The 18,311-nt window shown below is 63.3% G+C and carries 12 protein-coding genes and 2 tRNA genes; 9 read left to right on the forward strand and 5 right to left on the reverse strand.

The window, feature by feature from the left end; genetic code table 11:
- Positions 1-38: 38 nt before the first annotated feature.
- Both PCE31107_RS09335 and PCE31107_RS09340 read right to left on the reverse strand, forming a co-directional pair.
- On the reverse strand, positions 39-2,537 hold the full coding sequence (locus PCE31107_RS09335; protein WP_425494722.1) for an acyl-CoA dehydrogenase: 2,499 nt from the start codon (positions 2,535-2,537) through the stop codon (positions 39-41).
- A gap of 182 nt (positions 2,538-2,719) precedes the next feature.
- Complete coding sequence (locus tag PCE31107_RS09340; protein ID WP_425494723.1) at positions 2,720-3,589, reverse strand: TetR/AcrR family transcriptional regulator; 870 nt, start codon at positions 3,587-3,589, stop codon at positions 2,720-2,722.
- Positions 3,590-3,994: 405 nt separating this feature from the next.
- Here PCE31107_RS09340 and tig point away from each other — a divergent pair, with 405 nt between their 5' ends.
- The 8 genes from tig (at position 3,995) to PCE31107_RS09380 (ending at position 13,052) form a co-directional block, all read left to right on the forward strand.
- Positions 3,995-5,335 carry a trigger factor gene (tig, locus tag PCE31107_RS09345; protein WP_130026164.1) on the forward strand — a complete coding sequence of 447 codons (1,341 nt, stop codon included), beginning with the start codon at positions 3,995-3,997 and terminating at the stop codon, positions 5,333-5,335.
- 126 nt (positions 5,336-5,461) lie between these two features.
- Positions 5,462-6,115: an ATP-dependent Clp endopeptidase proteolytic subunit ClpP gene (clpP, locus tag PCE31107_RS09350; protein ID WP_026131988.1), complete on the forward strand. Its 654-nt coding sequence runs from the start codon at positions 5,462-5,464 to the stop codon at positions 6,113-6,115.
- Between the two features lie 236 nt (positions 6,116-6,351).
- Positions 6,352-7,632 (forward strand): ATP-dependent Clp protease ATP-binding subunit ClpX, encoded by a 1,281-nt coding sequence (clpX, locus tag PCE31107_RS09355; RefSeq protein ID WP_150607952.1) that lies wholly within the window; start codon positions 6,352-6,354, stop codon positions 7,630-7,632.
- 196 nt (positions 7,633-7,828) lie between these two features.
- Positions 7,829-10,249 carry an endopeptidase La gene (lon, locus tag PCE31107_RS09360; RefSeq protein ID WP_150607954.1) on the forward strand — a complete coding sequence of 807 codons (2,421 nt, stop codon included), beginning with the start codon at positions 7,829-7,831 and terminating at the stop codon, positions 10,247-10,249.
- A gap of 302 nt (positions 10,250-10,551) precedes the next feature.
- Positions 10,552-10,824 (forward strand): HU family DNA-binding protein, encoded by a 273-nt coding sequence (locus tag PCE31107_RS09365; RefSeq protein WP_150607956.1) that lies wholly within the window; start codon positions 10,552-10,554, stop codon positions 10,822-10,824.
- Between the two features lie 56 nt (positions 10,825-10,880).
- Positions 10,881-10,956: transfer RNA gene (locus PCE31107_RS09370), tRNA-Val, on the forward strand.
- Positions 10,957-10,970: 14 nt separating this feature from the next.
- A tRNA-Asp gene (locus PCE31107_RS09375) sits at positions 10,971-11,047 on the forward strand.
- 82 nt (positions 11,048-11,129) lie between these two features.
- Positions 11,130-13,052 carry a SurA N-terminal domain-containing protein gene (locus PCE31107_RS09380; protein WP_150607958.1) on the forward strand — a complete coding sequence of 641 codons (1,923 nt, stop codon included), beginning with the start codon at positions 11,130-11,132 and terminating at the stop codon, positions 13,050-13,052.
- Positions 13,053-13,111: 59 nt separating this feature from the next.
- Here the strand turns inward: PCE31107_RS09380 and PCE31107_RS09385 are convergent, their stop codons facing one another.
- Entirely contained in the window at positions 13,112-13,759 is a 648-nt protein-coding gene (locus PCE31107_RS09385) for an arylesterase (RefSeq protein WP_174966598.1), read from the reverse strand.
- Between the two features lie 52 nt (positions 13,760-13,811).
- On the opposite strand from PCE31107_RS09385, the gene PCE31107_RS09390 reads away from it, so the two are divergent.
- A complete protein-coding gene (locus PCE31107_RS09390) occupies positions 13,812-14,534 on the forward strand; it encodes an ABC transporter ATP-binding protein (protein ID WP_130026160.1) in 723 nt (240 codons plus the stop codon).
- Between the two features lie 23 nt (positions 14,535-14,557).
- Here the strand turns inward: PCE31107_RS09390 and pgi are convergent, their stop codons facing one another.
- Positions 14,558-16,225: a glucose-6-phosphate isomerase gene (gene pgi / locus PCE31107_RS09395; protein ID WP_150607962.1), complete on the reverse strand. Its 1,668-nt coding sequence runs from the start codon at positions 16,223-16,225 to the stop codon at positions 14,558-14,560.
- A 114-nt stretch (positions 16,226-16,339) separates the two neighbouring features.
- Complete coding sequence (locus PCE31107_RS09400) at positions 16,340-18,085, reverse strand: NAD(P)H-hydrate dehydratase (RefSeq protein ID WP_150607964.1); 1,746 nt, start codon at positions 18,083-18,085, stop codon at positions 16,340-16,342.
- Positions 18,086-18,311 lie beyond the last annotated feature (226 nt).

Raw genomic sequence — 18,311 nt, forward strand, 5'->3', positions numbered from 1 at the left:
AAATCCTCAGAGTGATAGGCAACGGCAGGCGGGCGAGCTCACGGGCTGAGCGCTTCGTCGGCCGCTTCCTGTTGCTGGGCGTGCTGCATGTCGGCAAGGCGACCGAAGTCGGACGGGAAATCGTCGACGGCCACGGCCCGTGTCGCAAAGTCGGCGTACTGCGCCAGCACCTGGCGCTCGCTGTCGCTCACGAAATGCAGGTGCGCGGCCTGCTCCACCCACTCGGCGAATTCAGGCAGGCTTTGGGGCATCGTCGGCAGGCGGCCCTCCTTGACCGCCGTGCGCAAACGCTGCTCGATGGCGGTGACCTGCGGCGTCATCTGGAAAACGATCTCCCCGTAGGCCAGCCCGTCGATCTCGGGGCGCGGCGAATAGCTGCCGGCGATGAGGCGCTCGCGCGCGTCGCCCGGCGTTTGCATCAATTCGGCGACCTGAGTGGCGAGCGCATCGGACGGTTTGGCGTAGGGCAGGCCGAGCGGCATGAGTTTCCAGCGCATCCACCCGGCGACCGCGCGCGACGGATAGTTCGCAAGCACGCCTTCGAACGCTTCGCGTGCCTGCCAGAGCGCGTCCTGCGCCGCCCAGTGCACCAGTGGCAGATCGGCGGTGGGGCGGCCTTCGTCCTCGTAGCGCTTGAGCGTCGCCGTCAACAGGAACAATTGGGAGAGGATGTCGCCGAGCCGGCCCGTGAGGCGCTCGCGGCGCTTGAGCGAGCCACCGAGCACCGCCATCGAGACGTCGGATGCAATGGCGAGCAGCGTCGATAGACGATTCGCGGCGCGGTAGTACCCATGCAACTCCGGCGCGGCGTTCGACGGCACGGCGGAGAAGCGCGCATGCGTGATGCCGTGCAGGGCACCGCGCACGATGTTGCTCGTGACGAAGCTCAGATGGCCGAAGAGGGCGTCGTCGAAGGCGCGCACGGCCGCTGCTCGATCCGCCGTTTGCGCGGCGCTCAGCTCCTTGAGCACGTACGGATGGCAGCGGATCGCGCCCTGACCGAAGATCATCAGGCAGCGCGTCATGATGTTGGCGCCCTCCACTGTGATCGATACCGGGATCTGCTGGTAGGCGCGGGCAAGGAAATTGTTCGGGCCCATGCAGATGCCTTTGCCCGCGACGACATCCATGCCGTCGTTCACGACTTTGCGGGCGCGTTCGGTCACGTGGTATTTCGCGATGGCGGAGATCACCGAGGGCTTCTCGCCAAGATCGACGGCGAGCGCTGCCATGCGGCGTGCGGCGTCCATCGCGTACAGGTTGCCAGCCATGCGCGCCAGCGCCTCCTGCACCCCCTCGAACTTCCCGATCGGCGTGCGGAATTGACGCCGCACCGCCGCGTAAGCGCCCGTGGCCCGCACGGCGAGCTTCGAGTAGCCGACGTTCGAGGACGGCAACGAAATCGCACGCCCGGCCGCGAGACACTCCATCAGCATGCGCCAGCCTTTGCCGACCTGTGCCTGCCCGCCGATCACCCAGTCGAGCGGAATGAAGACGTCCTTGCCGGCATTCGGACCGTTCTGGAAGACAGCGTTCAGCGGCCAGTGGCGGCGCCCGATCACCACGCCCGGATGGTTCGTGGGAATCAGTGCGCAGGTGATGCCTGGGGCGTCGTCGTCACCGAGCAGATGGTCGGGATCGAGGGCTCGGAAGGCGAGGCCGAGCACCGTCGCGATCGGCCCCAGGGTGATGTAGCGCTTGCTCCACGTGACACGGAACCCAAGCGTTTCGCGGCCCTCGTGAACGCCTCGGCAGACGATGCCGACGTCGGGGATGGCGGCGGCATCCGAACCCGCGTAGGGGCTCGTGAGTGCGAAGCAGGGGACTTCGTCGCCCTTCGCCAGACGCGGCAGATAGTAGTTCTTCTGGGCTTCGGTGCCGTAATGAAGCAGCAGTTCGGCGGGGCCGAGCGAGTTCGGCACCATGACCGACACGGCGGCCGCCGAGCAACGCGAAGCGAGCTTCATTACCACTTGAGAGTGCGCGTACGCGGAAAATTCGAGGCCGCCGTAGCGCTTGGGGATGATCATTCCCAGAAAGCCGGCATCCTTCGCGTATTGCCATGCGTTTGGCGGCAGGTCCTGCCAGACCTGGGTGCTTTCCCAGTCGTTGGACAGGTCGCACAGGTGCTCGACCTCGGTGTCCAGGAAGGCCTGTTCTTCGGCGGACAAGGTGGGCGCGGGCAGCGCCATGAATTTTTTCCAGTCGGGACGGCCGGAGAATAAATCCGCATCCCACCAGACGGTGCCGGCTTCGATGGCGTCTTTCTCCGTCTCGGACATCTCCGGCATGATCGCGCGGAATTTGGCGAGCAGCGGTGTAGTCATCCAAGCGCGCCGCAGCGGGCCGATGCTCAGGACCAGCGCCGGCAAGACAAAGATGACGGCGAGCACGACGCTTGCCACCGTCCCCGTCAGCCCGGTCACCGCGCCCGCGCCCACCCACACCACAGTCGCCAACAACCACTGCCAGGCGTGCGCACGATAAAAGAGCAGGGCGGTTACGCCCGCAATCCACGCAAGAATCCAAAGAGCCATCATGCTGTCCTCCCTCTCGGTTCACCCTCCCGGCCGGGGTTGCCGTAGCACCGGTCGGGGACGCCTCAGCGTCGATTGGGCCTCGCCTCCCGATGGGCGTTCGGGCGTCTGTTCAGGTTCGGCCTTCGTGTTCGATCGTCGTCGACTGGCTCGGACCTTCTCCGGCTGTCGGTGATCTGTGTTCAGGCATTGGCGAGCGAGCGGTCGTCGGCGCCCGGGATCCGAGGCGCGGCGTTCGCTTCTGCGGTTGTCGTGAGCGGGGCGGCGACGTGTCCGGCCTCGCGTGGCGGCGTAATGTCCGCGGCCTTCGCCAGCGCGAAGACGTCGGCGAAGCTCGCCAGTTGTTCCTCGCCCGGCATCGGCGCCCTGAGCGCCGCGACCATCAGGGCCGTGAGCCGTGCCACGACCTGCAGGTCGCCCATCGCCTGGCCTTGGGCGAACGTGTCGATCAGTCGAGAGGTGTCGCTGCTCGCGAGCACACCGGACAGGGCCTGAAGCGCGAAGTGCAGACGCCAGCCCAGTTCCTGGCGCGGCAACTCAGGCAACGCGCGGGCGAAGGCGTCGAAGAAGCGCTCGAAGACGGGGGCGTAATGCTGCTGCAAATAGTCCCGGATGAACGGCGACGGATCGGCGTACACCCGCCCGAGCAGGCGCAGGAACGCCGGGCCGCCGATATCGCGATGATGCGAGATGGCAAGGGCGGGGATGAACATCGCCCCCAGCACGTGTTCGCACGTGAGCTGCGGTGCCGGCCACTCCGCTTCGGCGCGCGTCAGCAGCGCGAGCCGCTCGTCGTTGAGCCGATCGAGCCGACGCGCCAGCATGGCCTGGAGCAAGGTCTCCTTGCTGCCGAAGTGATAGTTGACGGCGGCCAGGTTGACGTCGGCGCGCGACGTGATCTGACGCAAGGACATGGCTTCGTAGCCGTATTCGATGAAAAGGTCTTCCGCGGCATCGAGGATGCGTAGCTTGGTATCGCCGGCTTGCCGGCCGACGGAAAGGCGTGGGCTCACGAAGCACCTCCAGTGTGATGCGGCGTAAGGCCGCGCCATCGGATTGAACCGATGTTTCATTCAAACGTACGAATGAATCCTAAGCCGTAAGTGGGCTTCCCCCAAGATCTTTTTCTGGGCGCGATCCTCTAAAGCGTGATGCCGGCCTGTGCCGACCTGTTGCGACATGCCCGGCGGGGCGGGCGGACGTCGGGAAGGTACGTGAAGGCAAAATGGTCCGATTTCCCTGATGTCGGGGTGGAAAGTCGGGAGGCGGGGCAATAGTTTGCTAAAATGTTCCGCTTTGTGTTCAAAACCGTTTTGGCGCTACCCCGCATGTCGGGGGCGGAGGGAAGCCGGCGTCGCAACGTCGGTTCCGGCCCAAGGTTGATTAACTGACAGGGTCCGCTTGTGGCATTCCCTCGCCGCAACACAGAACGACCCTCTGGAAGGACGAATATCCTCATGACTATCGCTGTTGAAAACCTCGGCAAGCTCGAGCGTCGCTTTACCATCGCCCTGCCCAAGCAGGAAGTCGAAAAAGAAGTTGCGGCACGCATTCAGAAGCTGTCGAAGACGGTGCGTATGCCGGGTTTCCGCCCGGGCAAGGTGCCCTTGAAGATGGTCACCCAGCAGTACGGTGGTCAGGTCGAAGCCGAAGTCGTGAGCGACAAGGTCGGCCAGCAATTCTTCGACATCAGCAAGGAACAGGATCTGCGCGTCGCGGGTCAGCCGCGCTTCGCGCCGAAGGTCGACGCGGGCGAGGCCGAGTACGCATTCGACGCCACGTTCGAGATCTATCCGGAAGTCAAGATCGGTGACCTGGCCACGGCCGAGGTGAGCCGTACCACGACGGACGTCTCGGAAGCCGAGATCGACCGCACCATCGACATCCTGCGCAAGCAGCGCGTGCACTACCACGTGCGCGGCGAAGTTGGCGCCCACGGCGACGGCGGCTCGGTCGAAGCCAAGGACGGCGACCGCGTGACAGTCGACTTCGTTGGCAAGATCGACGGGGAAGCGTTCGCCGGCGGCAGCGCCGAAGACTTCGTGTTCGTGCTGGGCGAAGGCCGTATGCTGCCTGAGTTCGAGACGGCCACGCTGGGCCTGAAGGTGGGCGATTCGAAGGATTTCGAACTCAAGTTCCCCGACGAATATCACGGCAAGGAAGTGGCCGGCAAGACCGCCACGTTCACCGTGACGCTGAAGAAGGTCGAGTGGGCGCACCTGCCTGAAGTCGACGGCGAGTTCGCCAAGTCGCTCGGTATCGCCGACGGCAGCCTGGAAAAGATGCGCGCCGATATCAAGGAAAACCTGTCGCGCGAAGTGAAGCGTCGTACGCAGGCCTTGCTCAAGGATCAGGTGATGAACGCGCTGATCTCGGTGTCGGAGCTCGACGTGCCGAACGCATTGGTCGCACAGGACCAGGAGCGCCTGGTGGCGATGGCTCGTCAGGACTTGACGCAACGCGGCGTGCCGAACGCCGGCAACGTGCCGATTCCGGCGGAAATGTTCAAGGAGCAAGCCGAGCGTCGCGTGAAGTTGGGTCTCATTCTGGCCGAGCTGGTCAAGCAGAATGACCTGCAAGCCAAGCCGGAGCAAATCAAGGCCGAAGTCGAAGAGTTCGCGAAGAGCTACGAAGACCCGCAAGAAGTCGTCCGCTGGTACTATGGCGATCAGCAGCGCATGGCGGAAATGGAAGGTTTCGTCGTCGAGAACAACGTGGTCGAATTCGTCCTGGGTAAGGCCAAGGTGACCGACAAGCAGGTCAGTTTCGAAGAGCTGGCCGGCAACTCGCAAGCCTGATCGAACGCGACACGACCGATTGAACCGCCGCGGCCGCAAGGCCGTGGCGGTTCTTTTCCAAAGGGCCCCCGGGCCTCCTCCCTGCGGCGCGCAAAACCATCTCGATAGAAGGGTCGAACCGATATGATTACCCGTTCCGAATTGCTCGCCCAACTCGCCTCCCCGACGTACAACTCCGCCCTCGAGACGCAAGGCCTTGGCCTCGTGCCGATGGTCGTCGAGCAAAGTGGTCGTGGCGAGCGCGCTTACGATATTTACTCGCGACTCCTCAAGGAGCGCATCATTTTCCTGGTGGGCGAGGTCAACGACCAGAGCGCCAACCTCGTCGTCGCCCAGTTGCTGTTCCTCGAGAGCGAAAATCCGGACAAGGAAATCTCGATGTACATCAATTCGCCGGGCGGTTCCGTCTCGGCGGGCCTGGCAATTTACGACACGATGAAGTTCGTCAAGCCGGCGGTCTCGACGCTGTGCCTGGGCATGGCGGCAAGCATGGGCGCATTTCTGCTGGCGGCCGGTGAGAAGGGCAAGCGCTTCGCGCTGCCAAACGCGCGCATCATGATTCACCAACCGCTGGGCGGCGCCCGCGGTCAGGCGTCGGACATCGAGATCCACGCCAGGGAAATCCTGCTGCTCAAGGATCGGTTGAATCGACTGTTGGCCGACAACACCGGCCAGTCGCTCGAGGTCATCGCGCGCGACACCGATCGCGACAACTTCAAGTCGGCGGCCGATGCCGTCGAGTATGGGTTGATCGACCGCGTGCTCGAAAAGCGTCCCTGATTCGGTTTCGAATTCGAGAGCGCGCAACGGCAAAGGGTTGGCGCGACACCGGGCAGCGTCGTTACCGATAGCCAGGTGTTCGCGCCAAGTCGTTGTCGTAAAAGGGAAATTATTGCCGATGCGGCTGGGTCACACGCTCGCACGGCATGGCGTTACAATGGGATTCACGTATGCCGCGTTTGCCGCCCCCGGCGGGGGACGACCGGGGCGCAAATTGCTAGCAGGCTGACACAGATATGGTGGATAAAAAAAGCACTTCCAACGGCGAAAAGCTGCTCTACTGCTCGTTCTGCGGAAAGAGTCAGCACGAGGTCAAGAAGCTCATCGCGGGGCCGTCGGTCTTCATTTGCGACGAGTGCATCGATCTGTGCAATGAGATTATCCGCGACGAGGCCGCTGCGGCCGAAGACGAGGGCGGCAGCGGCGGCAAGTCCGATCTGCCGTCGCCGCTGGAAATTCGCGAGAGTCTCGATCAGTATGTGATCGGTCAGGACCGTGCCAAGAAGATTCTGGCCGTGGCGGTCTACAACCATTACAAGCGACTGAAGCACCTCGGCGACAAGCGCGACGAAGTCGAACTCGCCAAGAGCAACATCCTGCTCATCGGGCCGACCGGTTCGGGCAAGACACTGCTCGCGCAGACGCTCGCCCGCCTGCTCAACGTGCCCTTCGTGATTGCCGACGCCACCACGCTGACCGAAGCCGGTTACGTGGGGGAAGACGTCGAAAACATCATCCAGAAGCTGCTGCAGAACTGCAATTACGAGATCGAGCAGGCGCAGAAGGGCATCGTCTATATTGATGAAATCGACAAGATCAGCCGCAAGTCGGACAATCCGTCGATTACGCGCGACGTGTCGGGCGAGGGCGTGCAGCAGGCGCTGCTCAAGCTGGTCGAAGGCACGATGGCGTCGGTGCCGCCGCAAGGCGGTCGCAAGCACCCGAACCAGGATTTCATCCAGGTCGACACGACGAATATCCTGTTCATCTGCGGCGGTGCGTTCGATGGTCTCGAGAAGATCATCATGAACCGTACGGAGAAGACGGGCATCGGATTCGGTGCAACGGTCAAGACCGGTGAAGAGCGCGACGCCAGCGAGTTGCTGCGTGACGTCGAGCCGGAAGATCTGATCAAGTTTGGCCTGATTCCGGAGCTGATCGGTCGTCTGCCGGTGGTTGCCACGCTGGGCAAGCTTGACGAAGACGCGCTGGTGACCATCCTCGTCGAGCCCAAGAACGCGCTGGTCAAGCAATATCAACGCCTGTTCCTGATGGAAGGCGTGGAGCTGGAGATTCGGCCGGCCGCGATGCACGCCGTGGCGCGCAAGGCCATCAAACGCAAGACGGGCGCGCGCGGCTTGCGCTCGATCATCGAGCAGGCCTTGCTCGAAGTGATGTATGAGCTCCCGTCGCTAAAGGGCGTCACCAAGGTGATCCTCGACGAGAACGCGATCAGCGGCGACGGAAAACCGCTTTTGATTTACCAGGAGTCGCCGAAGGTCGCCGGCTCCAATTGAACGGTCAACTCAGCGCTACCCGAAGCCGTTCATGGAAACATGGACGGCTTTTTTTCCTTCATACTAGTGCCGCGGGCAATGAAACCCCGAGCGGTGCAACTTACCGGCGAAAGGGCTGTTCCACTCCCCCTTGTAATTCCCGTCGGCGGCCTCAATTAGCTGGAACACAACGGTATCGTTAAATATGGGGAACGAGATGTCAGGCACCCAAATCCTCCCGCCCGAAGCGATTCAACTGCCCCTGTTGCCTTTGCGCGACGTGGTCGTGTTTCCGCACATGGTGATTCCCCTCTTCGTGGGGCGTCCAAAATCGATTAAAGCGCTTGAAACCGCCATGGAAGGCGGCAAGCACATCATGCTCGTCGCCCAGAAGGCGGCGGCCAAGGATGAACCCACGTCGAAGGATCTCTACGAGATCGGCTGCGTGGCGAACATTCTGCAAATGCTCAAATTGCCCGATGGCACCGTCAAGGTGCTCGTCGAGGGGATTCAGCGCGCCCGCACCCTGAGTGTGGACGAAGAGGAAACCCAGTTCACGTCGGAAGTGATGCCGCTCGAACCGGACGACGGCAACTCGCCGGAATCCGAGGCGCTGCGCCGCGCGATCGTGGCCCAGTTCGATCAGTATGTGAAGCTCAACAAGAAGATTCCGCCGGAGATCCTGACGTCGCTCTCGGGTATCGACGAGGCGGGTCGTCTGGCGGACACGATCGCCGCCCACCTGCCGCTCAAGTTGGAGCAGAAACAGAACATCCTGGAAATGTTCCCGGTCATCGAGCGTCTCGAGCACCTGCTCGCGCAGCTCGAGAGCGAGATCGACATTCTTCAGGTGGAAAAGCGTATCCGTGGCCGCGTGAAGCGCCAGATGGAGAAGAGCCAGCGCGAGTACTACCTGAACGAACAGGTCAAGGCGATCCAGAAGGAGCTGGGCGAGGGTGAAGAAGGCGCGGATCTCGAAGAGCTCGAGAAGCGGATCAAGGCCGCGCATCTGCCCAAGGAAGCCAAGAAGAAGGCTGACGCCGAACTCAAGAAGCTCAAGCTGATGTCGCCGATGTCGGCCGAGGCGACCGTCGTACGCAACTATATCGACACGCTGGTCGGTCTGCCGTGGCGCAAGAAGAGCAAGGTCAACAACGACCTGTCGAACGCCGAGAAGGTGCTCGACGAGGATCACTTCGGCCTGGAGAAGGTCAAGGAACGCATCCTTGAGTATCTTGCCGTGCAACAGCGCGTCGAGAAGGTCAAGGCGCCGATCCTGTGCCTGGTGGGCCCCCCTGGTGTGGGCAAGACCTCGCTCGGTCAGTCGATCGCGCGTGCGACGAACCGCAAGTTCGTGCGTATGGCATTGGGTGGCGTGCGTGACGAGGCCGAAATTCGCGGTCACCGTCGCACGTATATCGGGTCGATGCCGGGCAAAATCCTGCAGAGTCTGTCGAAGGTGGCCGTGCGCAATCCGCTGTTCCTGCTCGACGAAGTGGACAAGATGGGCATGGACTTTCGCGGGGATCCGAGTTCGGCGCTGCTCGAAGTGCTTGACCCCGAGCAGAACCACACGTTCTCGGACCATTACGTCGAAGTCGACTTCGATCTGTCGGACGTGATGTTCGTGGCCACGTCGAACTCGCTGAACATTCCGGCACCGCTGCTCGATCGTATGGAAGTGATTCGCCTGTCGGGCTACACGGAAGACGAGAAGGTCAATATTGCCCAGCGTTATCTGCTGCCCAAGCAGAAGAAGAACAACGGGCTGAAGGAAGGCGAGATCGATCTGGCCGAAGCGGCGATTCGCGACATCATCCGCTACTACACGCGCGAAGCAGGTGTGCGTTCGCTCGAGCGTGAGATCTCGAAGATCTGCCGCAAGGTCGTGAAGATGCTGTTGCTCAAGCAGGTTGACGGTGCGTCGATCAAGGTCGATGCGGGCAATCTCGACAACTTCCTGGGCGTGCGCAAGTTTGACTTCGGTCTGGCCATGAAGGAAAACCAGATCGGTCAGGTCACGGGGCTGGCGTGGACGGAAGTGGGCGGCGATCTGCTGACCATCGAAGCCGCGTTGATGCCGGGCAAGGGCAACATCATTCGGACGGGTTCGCTCGGCGACGTGATGAAGGAGTCGGTCGAGGCCGCGCGCTCTGTCGTGCGTTCGCGTGCGCGCCGCCTCGGGGTGACGGATGAGCAGTTCGAGAAGAAGGACATCCACATCCACGTGCCGGAAGGGGCGACGCCGAAGGATGGTCCGTCTGCCGGTATCGCCATGACGACGGCGCTGGTCTCGGTGCTCACCGGTATTCCGGTGCGTGCGAATGTGGCGATGACCGGTGAGATCACGCTGCGCGGTGAAGTGTTGCCGATCGGCGGTCTCAAGGAGAAGTTGCTGGCGGCTCACCGTGGTGGCATCAAGCTCGTGTTGATTCCGGAGGAGAACGTGAAGGATCTCGCAGAGATTCCGGATACGGTCAAGAACGCGCTGGAGATCGTGCCGGTGCGCTGGATCGACAAGGTGCTTGAACTGGCGTTGGAGCATGCACCGACGCCGCTGCCCGAGGAAGAAGCGAAGGCCGCGCCTGTCACGCCGAATGCGGATGCAAGCGGCAAGCAGGAAGTCATCAAGCACTGACGTTAATTTTTCGTGTGGCGAGTAACGGGCGGATTGGCTCCTGCTCGCTACGTGGAAAGTGCGTAAATAGCCCGGGGGTTTCCCCGGGCTTTTTTTTGTTCAGGCGATGCGCTCGAAAATGACACTGGGGAAGCGCAGATTCAGGAGTGCTTCCTAAGCCGCCAGAAGGGCGCAAAACGGCTTGACATCAGGGTTTCCGGCTTGTCTAATGGCAAAGCCGACGGACCTAGCAGATCAAAGTCAAGGCGCGCAAAGAGCGCCTCCGCGGCTCAATCGCCTACTATCCTTGCAAGGGGGTTACAGTGAACAAGACGGAACTGATCGATCATATCGCGGGTGAAGCAGACATCTCGAAAGCGGCTGCCGGTCGGGCACTTGAAGCATTGGTGGGTGCGGTAAAGAAATCGCTGAAGAAGGGAGACAGCGTGACGTTGGTCGGCTTCGGCACCTTCCTCGTGGCCAAGCGTGCGGCGCGTACCGGCCGCAATCCGCGCACGGGCGCCACGATCAAGATCAAGGCAGCGAAGGTTCCGAAATTTCGCCCTGGCAAAGTATTGAAAGATACGTTAAACTGATCAGCTTCCCTGTTTCGGCGGGGAGTTGCAGCAAGAACAACACTTGAATCGGGAACGGGTGCTTAGCTCAGTTGGTAGAGCGGCGCCCTTACAAGGCGTAGGTCGGGGGTTCGAGCCCCTCAGCACCCACCAGTTCCAGATCTTGGGGAGCGGTAGTTCAGTTGGTTAGAATACCGGCCTGTCACGCCGGGGGTCGCGGGTTCGAGCCCCGTCCGCTCCGCCAAATTGTGAAAAGGCGAACTTCGGTTCGCCTTTTTTGCCATATAGCGTCTTAAGACGCATCCAGACGACTATTCCGATTTCGTATGTTCGACTTCATCCGCCGTCATCAACGATTGGTTCTCATCTTCCTGACGGTGTTGATCGTGCCGTCGTTCGTGGTGTTTGGCGTACATGGCTGGCAGGAATACGCCGCAGACGCCAGCACCATCGCCAAGGTCGGCGACCAGACCGTGACGCGCCAGGAATACGACGGCGTGCTTCGTGCGCAGACCGAGCGCATGCAACAGATGTTTGGCGGCGCTGTCGATCCCAACCAGATCAACACCCCCGAAATGCGCGCCGCGGTACTGGATAACCTGATCCAGCAGAAGCTGCTCACGCAGGAAACGCTCAAGAAGAATCTCTCGGTGCCCGATGCCCAGGTGCGTGAGGCGCTGCTCGCCATTCCGGCGATTGCCCAGTTGCGCCGCCCGGATGGCTCCATCGATGAAGCGAAGTACGCGCAATTGCTTTCTGCGCAAAACCTCACGCCGCAGCGCCTTGAAGCGCAAATTCGCTTCGAGCTGGCGTCGAACCAATTGCCGTCGAGCGTGCAGGCGAGCGCCATGCTGCCGAAGACGGTGCTCGAACGCTTCGCACAACTGCGTGCTCAACAGCGTGACGTCTCGGTGCTGACCTTCCCGGTCACGGACTACGCCGGCAAGATCGTTCCGACGCAGCCGCAGATTCAGGCGTATTACGATGCGCACAAGGCGGCCTTCCAGACGCCCGAATCGGCTGAGATCCAATATGTCGTGCTCGACCCGAAGGCCATGCCGGCTTCGGCACAGACGCCCGCGAGCGACGACGTGCTGCGCAAGATGTACCAGGACAATCTCAAGCAATACACGACGCCGGAACAGCGCCGCGCATCGCACATCCTGATCGCGTCGCCCGCCGACGCATCGCCGGCCGAGCACGCCAAGGCGAAGGCCAAGGCCGACGCGTTGCTGGCCGAGATCAAGAAGCATCCGGACGACTTTGCCAAGCTGGCCAGCGCCGATTCGGAAGACCCGGGATCGAAGGCCAACGGGGGCGATCTGGGCTTCTTCACGCGCGACGCAATGGTCAAGCCGTTTGCCGATGCCACGTTCGCGCTCAAGCACGAGGGTGACGTGAGCGATGTCGTGAAGAGCGATTTCGGTTATCACATCATCAAGCTGACCGGCATCAAGCCCGAGCAGACCAAGTCGTTCGATGAAGTGAAGGCGCAGCTTGCCGATCAGTATCGACAGCAGGAGTCGGCGAAAGCGTATGCGAAGCTGGCCGACCAGTTCACCAACGCCGTCTACGAACAACCCGACAGCGTGCAGCCGGCGGCCGACAAGCTCAACCTGAAGGTGCAGACGGCCACGGTCACGCGGACGCCGGATCCGTCGCAGGCGAAACTCCCGATCGGCAATGAGAAGCTACTCAAGGCCGTGTTTGGCGACGAGGCGCTCAAGAACAAGCGCAATACCGAGGCGGTGGATGTGGGTCAGGGCGTACTGGTGTCGGCGCACGTGGTGACTTACCACCCGGCCGCCACGCCGCCGCTCGCGCAGATCGAGGCGCAAGTCAAAGAGAAGGTCGTGGCCGATCTGGCCGAGCAGGCAGCGACGACGGCCGGCCAGGCCAAGCTCGAAGCGCTCAAGAAGGGGGGCGACGCCGCATTCGGCGCTGCGCAAACCGTTTCTCGAGACAACCCGGGCAAGCTGCCGGCGACGGCCTTGGGGGCGATCTTCAGTGCCGATACGACGCGGTTGCCGGCGTATGTCGGTGTCGCTTTGGGCGACGGTCAGGGCTACGCGGTGTATCGCATCGGCAAGGTCACGCAGCCGGCCGAGCAGGACGCGGAGCATCTTGCCGCCGAGGCGCAGCAACTCAACCAACTGGCGGCGCAGGCCGAATGGAACGCCTGGCTGGCCGACCTGCGTGCGCGCTCGAAGGTGAAGGTCGTGAACGATGTCACCAAGTCGGGGGCCTGAACCGGCGGCCGACACCATTGCTGAATGAAACGAGAAACGCGGCCAACCGGCCGCGTTTTTTATGCGCCGGACGTCTTCGGCGTTCGTGGTTGCGCGGGGCGCGAGGGCGCCTTGCCGGCGGGCTTGAGGAGTGGTTTGACCGCCGGCCAGACATTCTGCAGGATTTGCGGGTGCGCCTTGGCAAGCGGGTGAATCTGATCCTGCTGGAACCAGTCGGGATGTTCAATGACACCTGCCAACAGGAACGGCACGTAGCCCGTTTTTTCCTGCTTGGCCACGAGCGAAAACATTGTGAAGAACTGCTCGCTGTAGTCGAGCCCGTAATTCGGCGGAATGCGCATGCCGACGACGATCACACGGCTGCCTGCCTTGCGTGCCGCGCCGACCATCTCGCGCAGATTGCTGCGCGTGAGGTCGAGTGAAATGCCGCGCAGCGCGTCGTTGCCGCCGAGTTCCAGGATCGTGATGGCGGGATGATAGCGTTCGAGCAGCGGCGCGAGGCGCGCGCGTCCGCCGCTCGTCGTGTCGCCGCTGATGCTCGCGTTCACGACGTTATAATCAAACCCGCTTCGCGTGATCGTCTGCTGCATCAGATTGACCCAGCCGGTGCCGCGCGCGATGCCATATTCCGCCGAAAGGCTGTCGCCGACGACCAAAATCGTTGGCGTCCCCGAACTTGCCGCGTTCGCTGCGGTCCCTGAGAGCATGCACCCGCCTACGAGGGCGGAGGCGGCCATTTTCAAGAACTCTCTTCTAACCATGTCGTTTTCCGAAAACGTGATTGAGGTGCGGGGGCTGGGCAAACGGTTGCGCGACGCGACCGGTGAGCTGGTCATTCTGCAGGATATCGATATCAGTGTCGCCAAAGGGCAAAGCGTCGCCATCGTTGGCGCGTCGGGGTCCGGCAAGTCTACGTTGCTAGGCCTGATGGCGGGGCTCGACACTGCAAGCGACGGCAGTATCACGCTGCTGGGCAAGTCGCTCGGCGATCTCGACGAAGAGGGTCGGGCCGCATTGCGACGCGGTGCCGTCGGTTTCGTCTTTCAATCGTTTCAATTGATGCCGCACCTGAGCGCGCTCGAGAACGTGATGCTGCCGCTCGAGTTGCTGGGTGAGACACGCGACGTGCGCGATCGTGCCATCAAGTTGCTTGAACAAGTGGGGTTGGGCTCGCGTCTGGCGCATTATCCGAAGCAGCTCTCCGGCGGCGAACAGCAACGCGTGGCGCTGGCGCGCGCTTTCGTCACCGAACCCGCCATACTGTTTGCCGACGAACCGACGGGCAGTCTGGACACGGCGACGGGGGAGCGCGTGATCGACCTGATGTTCTCGCTCAACAAGGCCCGTGGCGCAACGCTGGTGCTCGTGACGCATGATCAGGCGATCGCGCAGCGGTGCGACACGACGGTGCAACTCGCCGGCGGACGAAGGATCGATGGCCCGTCAGGCGCACGAGACGCGGGGTCGAAAACGCCGCAGTGATGTTGCTGCGGCGATCGCGCGTTTCAGTGCTTGCGTTTCAGGGCGTCGCCTGCAAGGCGAATCAACGACGTGGTCGAGGCGTCGTGCGCGTCGGGCGTGAGCAAGTCCGGATCGGCGAGTTCGGGCTCGATGGCGCGGCTCAGCGTCTTGCCGAGTTCAACTCCCCACTGGTCGAACGGATTGATGTTCCAGATGGCGGCCTGCACGAACACCTTGTGCTCATAGAGCGCAATCAGCGCACCCAGGCGCTCGGGCGACAATTGGTCGATCACGAGCGTGTTGCTCGGACGATTGCCGTCGAAGCGGCGTTGCGCGCCCAGCGGTCCTCCAGCTTGTTCCGCCGTGGCCATCGAGCCGCCTTGCAGCAACGCTTCGCTTTGCGCGAAGCAATTGGCGAGCAGCTTGCGGTGATGATCGAGATAGGCGGGCGCATCATATTGCGGATTCAGGACGGCGATGAAGTCCACGGGCACCAGCGTGGTGCCCTGGTGCAACATCTGAAAGTAGGCGTGCTGACCGTTCGTGCCCGGCTCGCCCCATAGGATCGGCGCGGTTTGCCATGCGACAGGCGTCCCGTCGAGCTGCACCGACTTGCCATTGCTCTCCATGTCCAACTGCTGCAGATACGGCGGCAGTTTCTGCAAGGCGTCGGTATACGGCGCGATGGAAAGCGTCTGGGCGTCGAAGAAATTCCGGTACCAGATGCCGAGCAGGCCAAGCAGCACCGGCATGTTGGACTCGAGTGGCGCACTGCGGAAGTGTTCGTCCATGGCATGCGCACCGGCGAGCAACGCGTCGAAATGCTGCGGGCCGAGATAGAGCATGATGATGAGCCCGATCGACGACCACAGCGAATACCGCCCGCCGACCCACTCGCCAAACTCGAACACGTTCTCGCGGTGAATGCCGAAGCGCATCGCTTCCTCGGCATTCGTCGACACCGCCACGAAGTGCTTGCCGAGTTCGCCCTCAGGAATGCCATGCGCGACAAACCAGGCGCGAATCGTGCGCGCGTTGGTCATGGTTTCGAGCGTGGTGAAGGTCTTCGAGCACACCACGACGAGCGTGGTTTCGGGGTCGAGCGAGGGCAGCGTGCGTGCCAGTTCGGTGGGATCGATGTTGGCGATGAAGTGCGCGCTCAGATCTCGCCGCCCGTAGACGGCAAGCGCGTCGCACACCATGCGCGGACCCAGGTCCGATCCGCCGATCCCGACATTGATGAGATGTCGAATGGGCTTGCCTGTCGCACCGATCCACCGCCCGTCGCGCACGCTTTCGCTGAAAGCACGCATGCGCGAGAGGGTCTCGCGCACCCCGCGGCTGACGTCGCCGGCCGCGTCGCGAAAGGCCATGTCCTGCGGTGCGCGCAGCGCAACGTGCAACGCCGCGCGGTTTTCCGTGATGTTGACGGCGTCGCCGGCCCACATTGCATCGCGTTTGGCCGGCAGGCCGCATTCGCGCGCGAGTTGTGCGAGCAGCGTGCGCGTTGTTCCGGTAATGCGGTTCTTCGAGTAATCGAGGTACAGGCCGGCCGCACGCAATGAGAATTGTTCGACGCGTGCATGGGCGCCGGTGCTCGCGAACCAGTCGCGCATGTGCTGCGCGGCAATGTCGTCGCGGTGCGTGAGCAGGGTACGCCAGGCAGGGAGTTGGTCCAGACGAGTGGCAGGCGCGGATGGCTTGTACGGCATGTGCGATAAGGACATTTCGATAAAGCGGAGTATAACGGGAGTCGTCGCGAAATCACGCAGAAATGCGACGGCGAACGACCGTCTCGGGGGCCCGCATCCACATCACGCGCGACGTCAGGGCGAACCGGCCGGCGCCGTGCGGAGCGCTTGCGTGCTTCGCTTGGCGCACCGGGCCTCGTTCATCAAGTCAGCCAGTTCGGCGCGCATGGCGGGCAAAAGTTCACTTGCGGTCAGTCCCGCAGGGCCGGCCCCTGCGGCGACGCACCGTTCCGCGGCTCGGCCGTGCAGCCAGACCGCGGCCAGTGCGGCTTGCGGCGCTGGCATACCCTGCGCGAGCAGCGCACCGATCGCGCCCGTGAGTACGTCGCCCGTGCCCGCCGTCGCCAGCCCGGCATTGCCCGTCGTATTGATCCAGGCGTGCGTTCCGTCGTCGATGACGCTGCCTGAGCCCTTGAGCACGACCGTTGCGCCAAAGCGTTGCGCGAGCGCTCGTGCGCAAGCCAGCCGATCCGATTGAACGCGTGCGACGTCGTCACCTGCCAGGCGCGCCGCTTCGAGCGGATGCGGTGTCAGGACGGTGGGGCCGGCGCGACGGCGCACGCGCTCGGCGAGCGCGGGGTCGGCGGCCAGCAGATTGAGGGCGTCGGCATCGATGACCAGGGGCGTGTCGTCCAGGGCGAGCGCGCGCGACAGGCACGCGGCCGATGCGGCGGATGTCCCGAGCCCGGGGCCGACGGAGACGGTGTGCATCGTCGCGAGGTCGAGGTTTTCCGCATGACGCAGCATCAATTCGGGGTGCTGCGGATCCCAGGCGGGCGCATCGTGCGCGACGAAGCCGACATAGACGCGTCCCGCGCCCGTCATCAATCCGGCACGCGCGCAAAGCAGCGGCGCACCGATCATGCCTTCATGGCCGCCCAACACCGCCAGCGATCCATAGCTGCCCTTGTGCGACGCATGATGACGCTGCGGCAAATGCGCACGGAACGCGGCCGGCGCGCTCGTCGCGACGGCGTGGCCGTCGGGGCGTCCGGACCGCACCGCGGCCAGCACCTCGTCCGTTCCCAGGGTGGCGATGAGCACCTCCCCGGCAACGTCGCGCCCCATCCCGGTGAGCAGCCCGGGGCTGGCGCCAAGCATTGCCATCGTGATGTCGGCGTGAATGACCGGTCCGTCGACAACGCCGGTGGCCGCCGCCAGTCCGCTGGGAATGTCGATGGCGAGCACTGGTGTGCCCTGTGCGTGGGCCTCGACGACGCGCTCGACGAGGGCCGCGGCCGGGCCTTCGAGAGGGCGCGTCAGGCCGATGCCGAAGAGGCCGTCGACAATCCAGGCGTAATCCGAGGAGCGTTGAGGCCAGAGGGTCGGGGCGGACTGCACGGGCACACCGGCGGCGAGGGCGTGGGCGTGCGCCCAGCGGGCGTCGTCGGTCGACGGCGCCCCAAGTTGCCACACATCGACAAGCACCCCGCGCCGATGCAATTCGCGCGCCGCAACGTAAGCATCGCCGCCGTTGTTCCCGGGCCCTGCGAGCAACAACACGGGTTGACGACCCGCGCTCGCGAGGGCTGGCAAGCGACCGATGAGCCATTCGGCGACGGCAGCCCCGGCGCGGGCCATGAGCGTATGGGCAGGGAGTTGGGCGGCGGCGGCTCGCTCGACCTCGCGTAGCGTGTCGGGAAGCCATAAGTCGAGGGCGTCGCGCGCGCATGCGGCAATGGATGACGTCGCGCAATCGTGTGGCGACCCGATGGATCGTGTCAGGGGATCCGCGCCGACAGTGGCGCTGGCAGCGGCAGGGGTAGCAGCAGGGGTAGCAGCAGGGGTAGCAGGGGCGTCGGCGCGCGATGAATCGGACATGACAGACAAAGCTCCCGGTATCGAGGGGCGGCGAACGCTGCACATCGTCGCATGCCGACATCGACGGCTTGGGCGCGGTGTGTTCTGCGGGCCATTTGGAGATTATGCCCTCAACGCAACGTTCTGCCTGCCGGTGCGAATCTCGACGCGGTGTCGGTGGTTTCCGACAAGGCCCTGCCGGACCGGGTCTGGCTACCGACGATGGACGATGCCGGCCTGTGAATAC

The organism is Pandoraea cepalis, assembly GCF_902459625.1.
GTDB classification, from domain to species: domain Bacteria; phylum Pseudomonadota; class Gammaproteobacteria; order Burkholderiales; family Burkholderiaceae; genus Pandoraea; species Pandoraea cepalis.

Coding starts and splice junctions, on each gene's coding strand:
- PCE31107_RS09400 (WP_150607964.1), bottom strand. CDS start 18,085: ATGTCCGATTCATCGCGCGCCGACGCCCCTGCTACCCCTGCTGCTACC.
- PCE31107_RS09340 (WP_425494723.1), bottom strand. CDS start 3,589: ATGGCGCGGCCTTACGCCGCATCACACTGGAGGTGCTTCGTGAGCCCA.
- PCE31107_RS09390 (WP_130026160.1), top strand. CDS start 13,812: ATGTCGTTTTCCGAAAACGTGATTGAGGTGCGGGGGCTGGGCAAACGG.
- tig (WP_130026164.1), top strand. CDS start 3,995: ATGACTATCGCTGTTGAAAACCTCGGCAAGCTCGAGCGTCGCTTTACC.
- PCE31107_RS09380 (WP_150607958.1), top strand. CDS start 11,130: ATGTTCGACTTCATCCGCCGTCATCAACGATTGGTTCTCATCTTCCTG.
- lon (WP_150607954.1), top strand. CDS start 7,829: ATGTCAGGCACCCAAATCCTCCCGCCCGAAGCGATTCAACTGCCCCTG.
- pgi (WP_150607962.1), bottom strand. CDS start 16,225: ATGCCGTACAAGCCATCCGCGCCTGCCACTCGTCTGGACCAACTCCCT.
- PCE31107_RS09335 (WP_425494722.1), bottom strand. CDS start 2,537: ATGGCTCTTTGGATTCTTGCGTGGATTGCGGGCGTAACCGCCCTGCTC.
- clpX (WP_150607952.1), top strand. CDS start 6,352: ATGGTGGATAAAAAAAGCACTTCCAACGGCGAAAAGCTGCTCTACTGC.
- PCE31107_RS09385 (WP_174966598.1), bottom strand. CDS start 13,759: ATGCTCTCAGGGACCGCAGCGAACGCGGCAAGTTCGGGGACGCCAACG.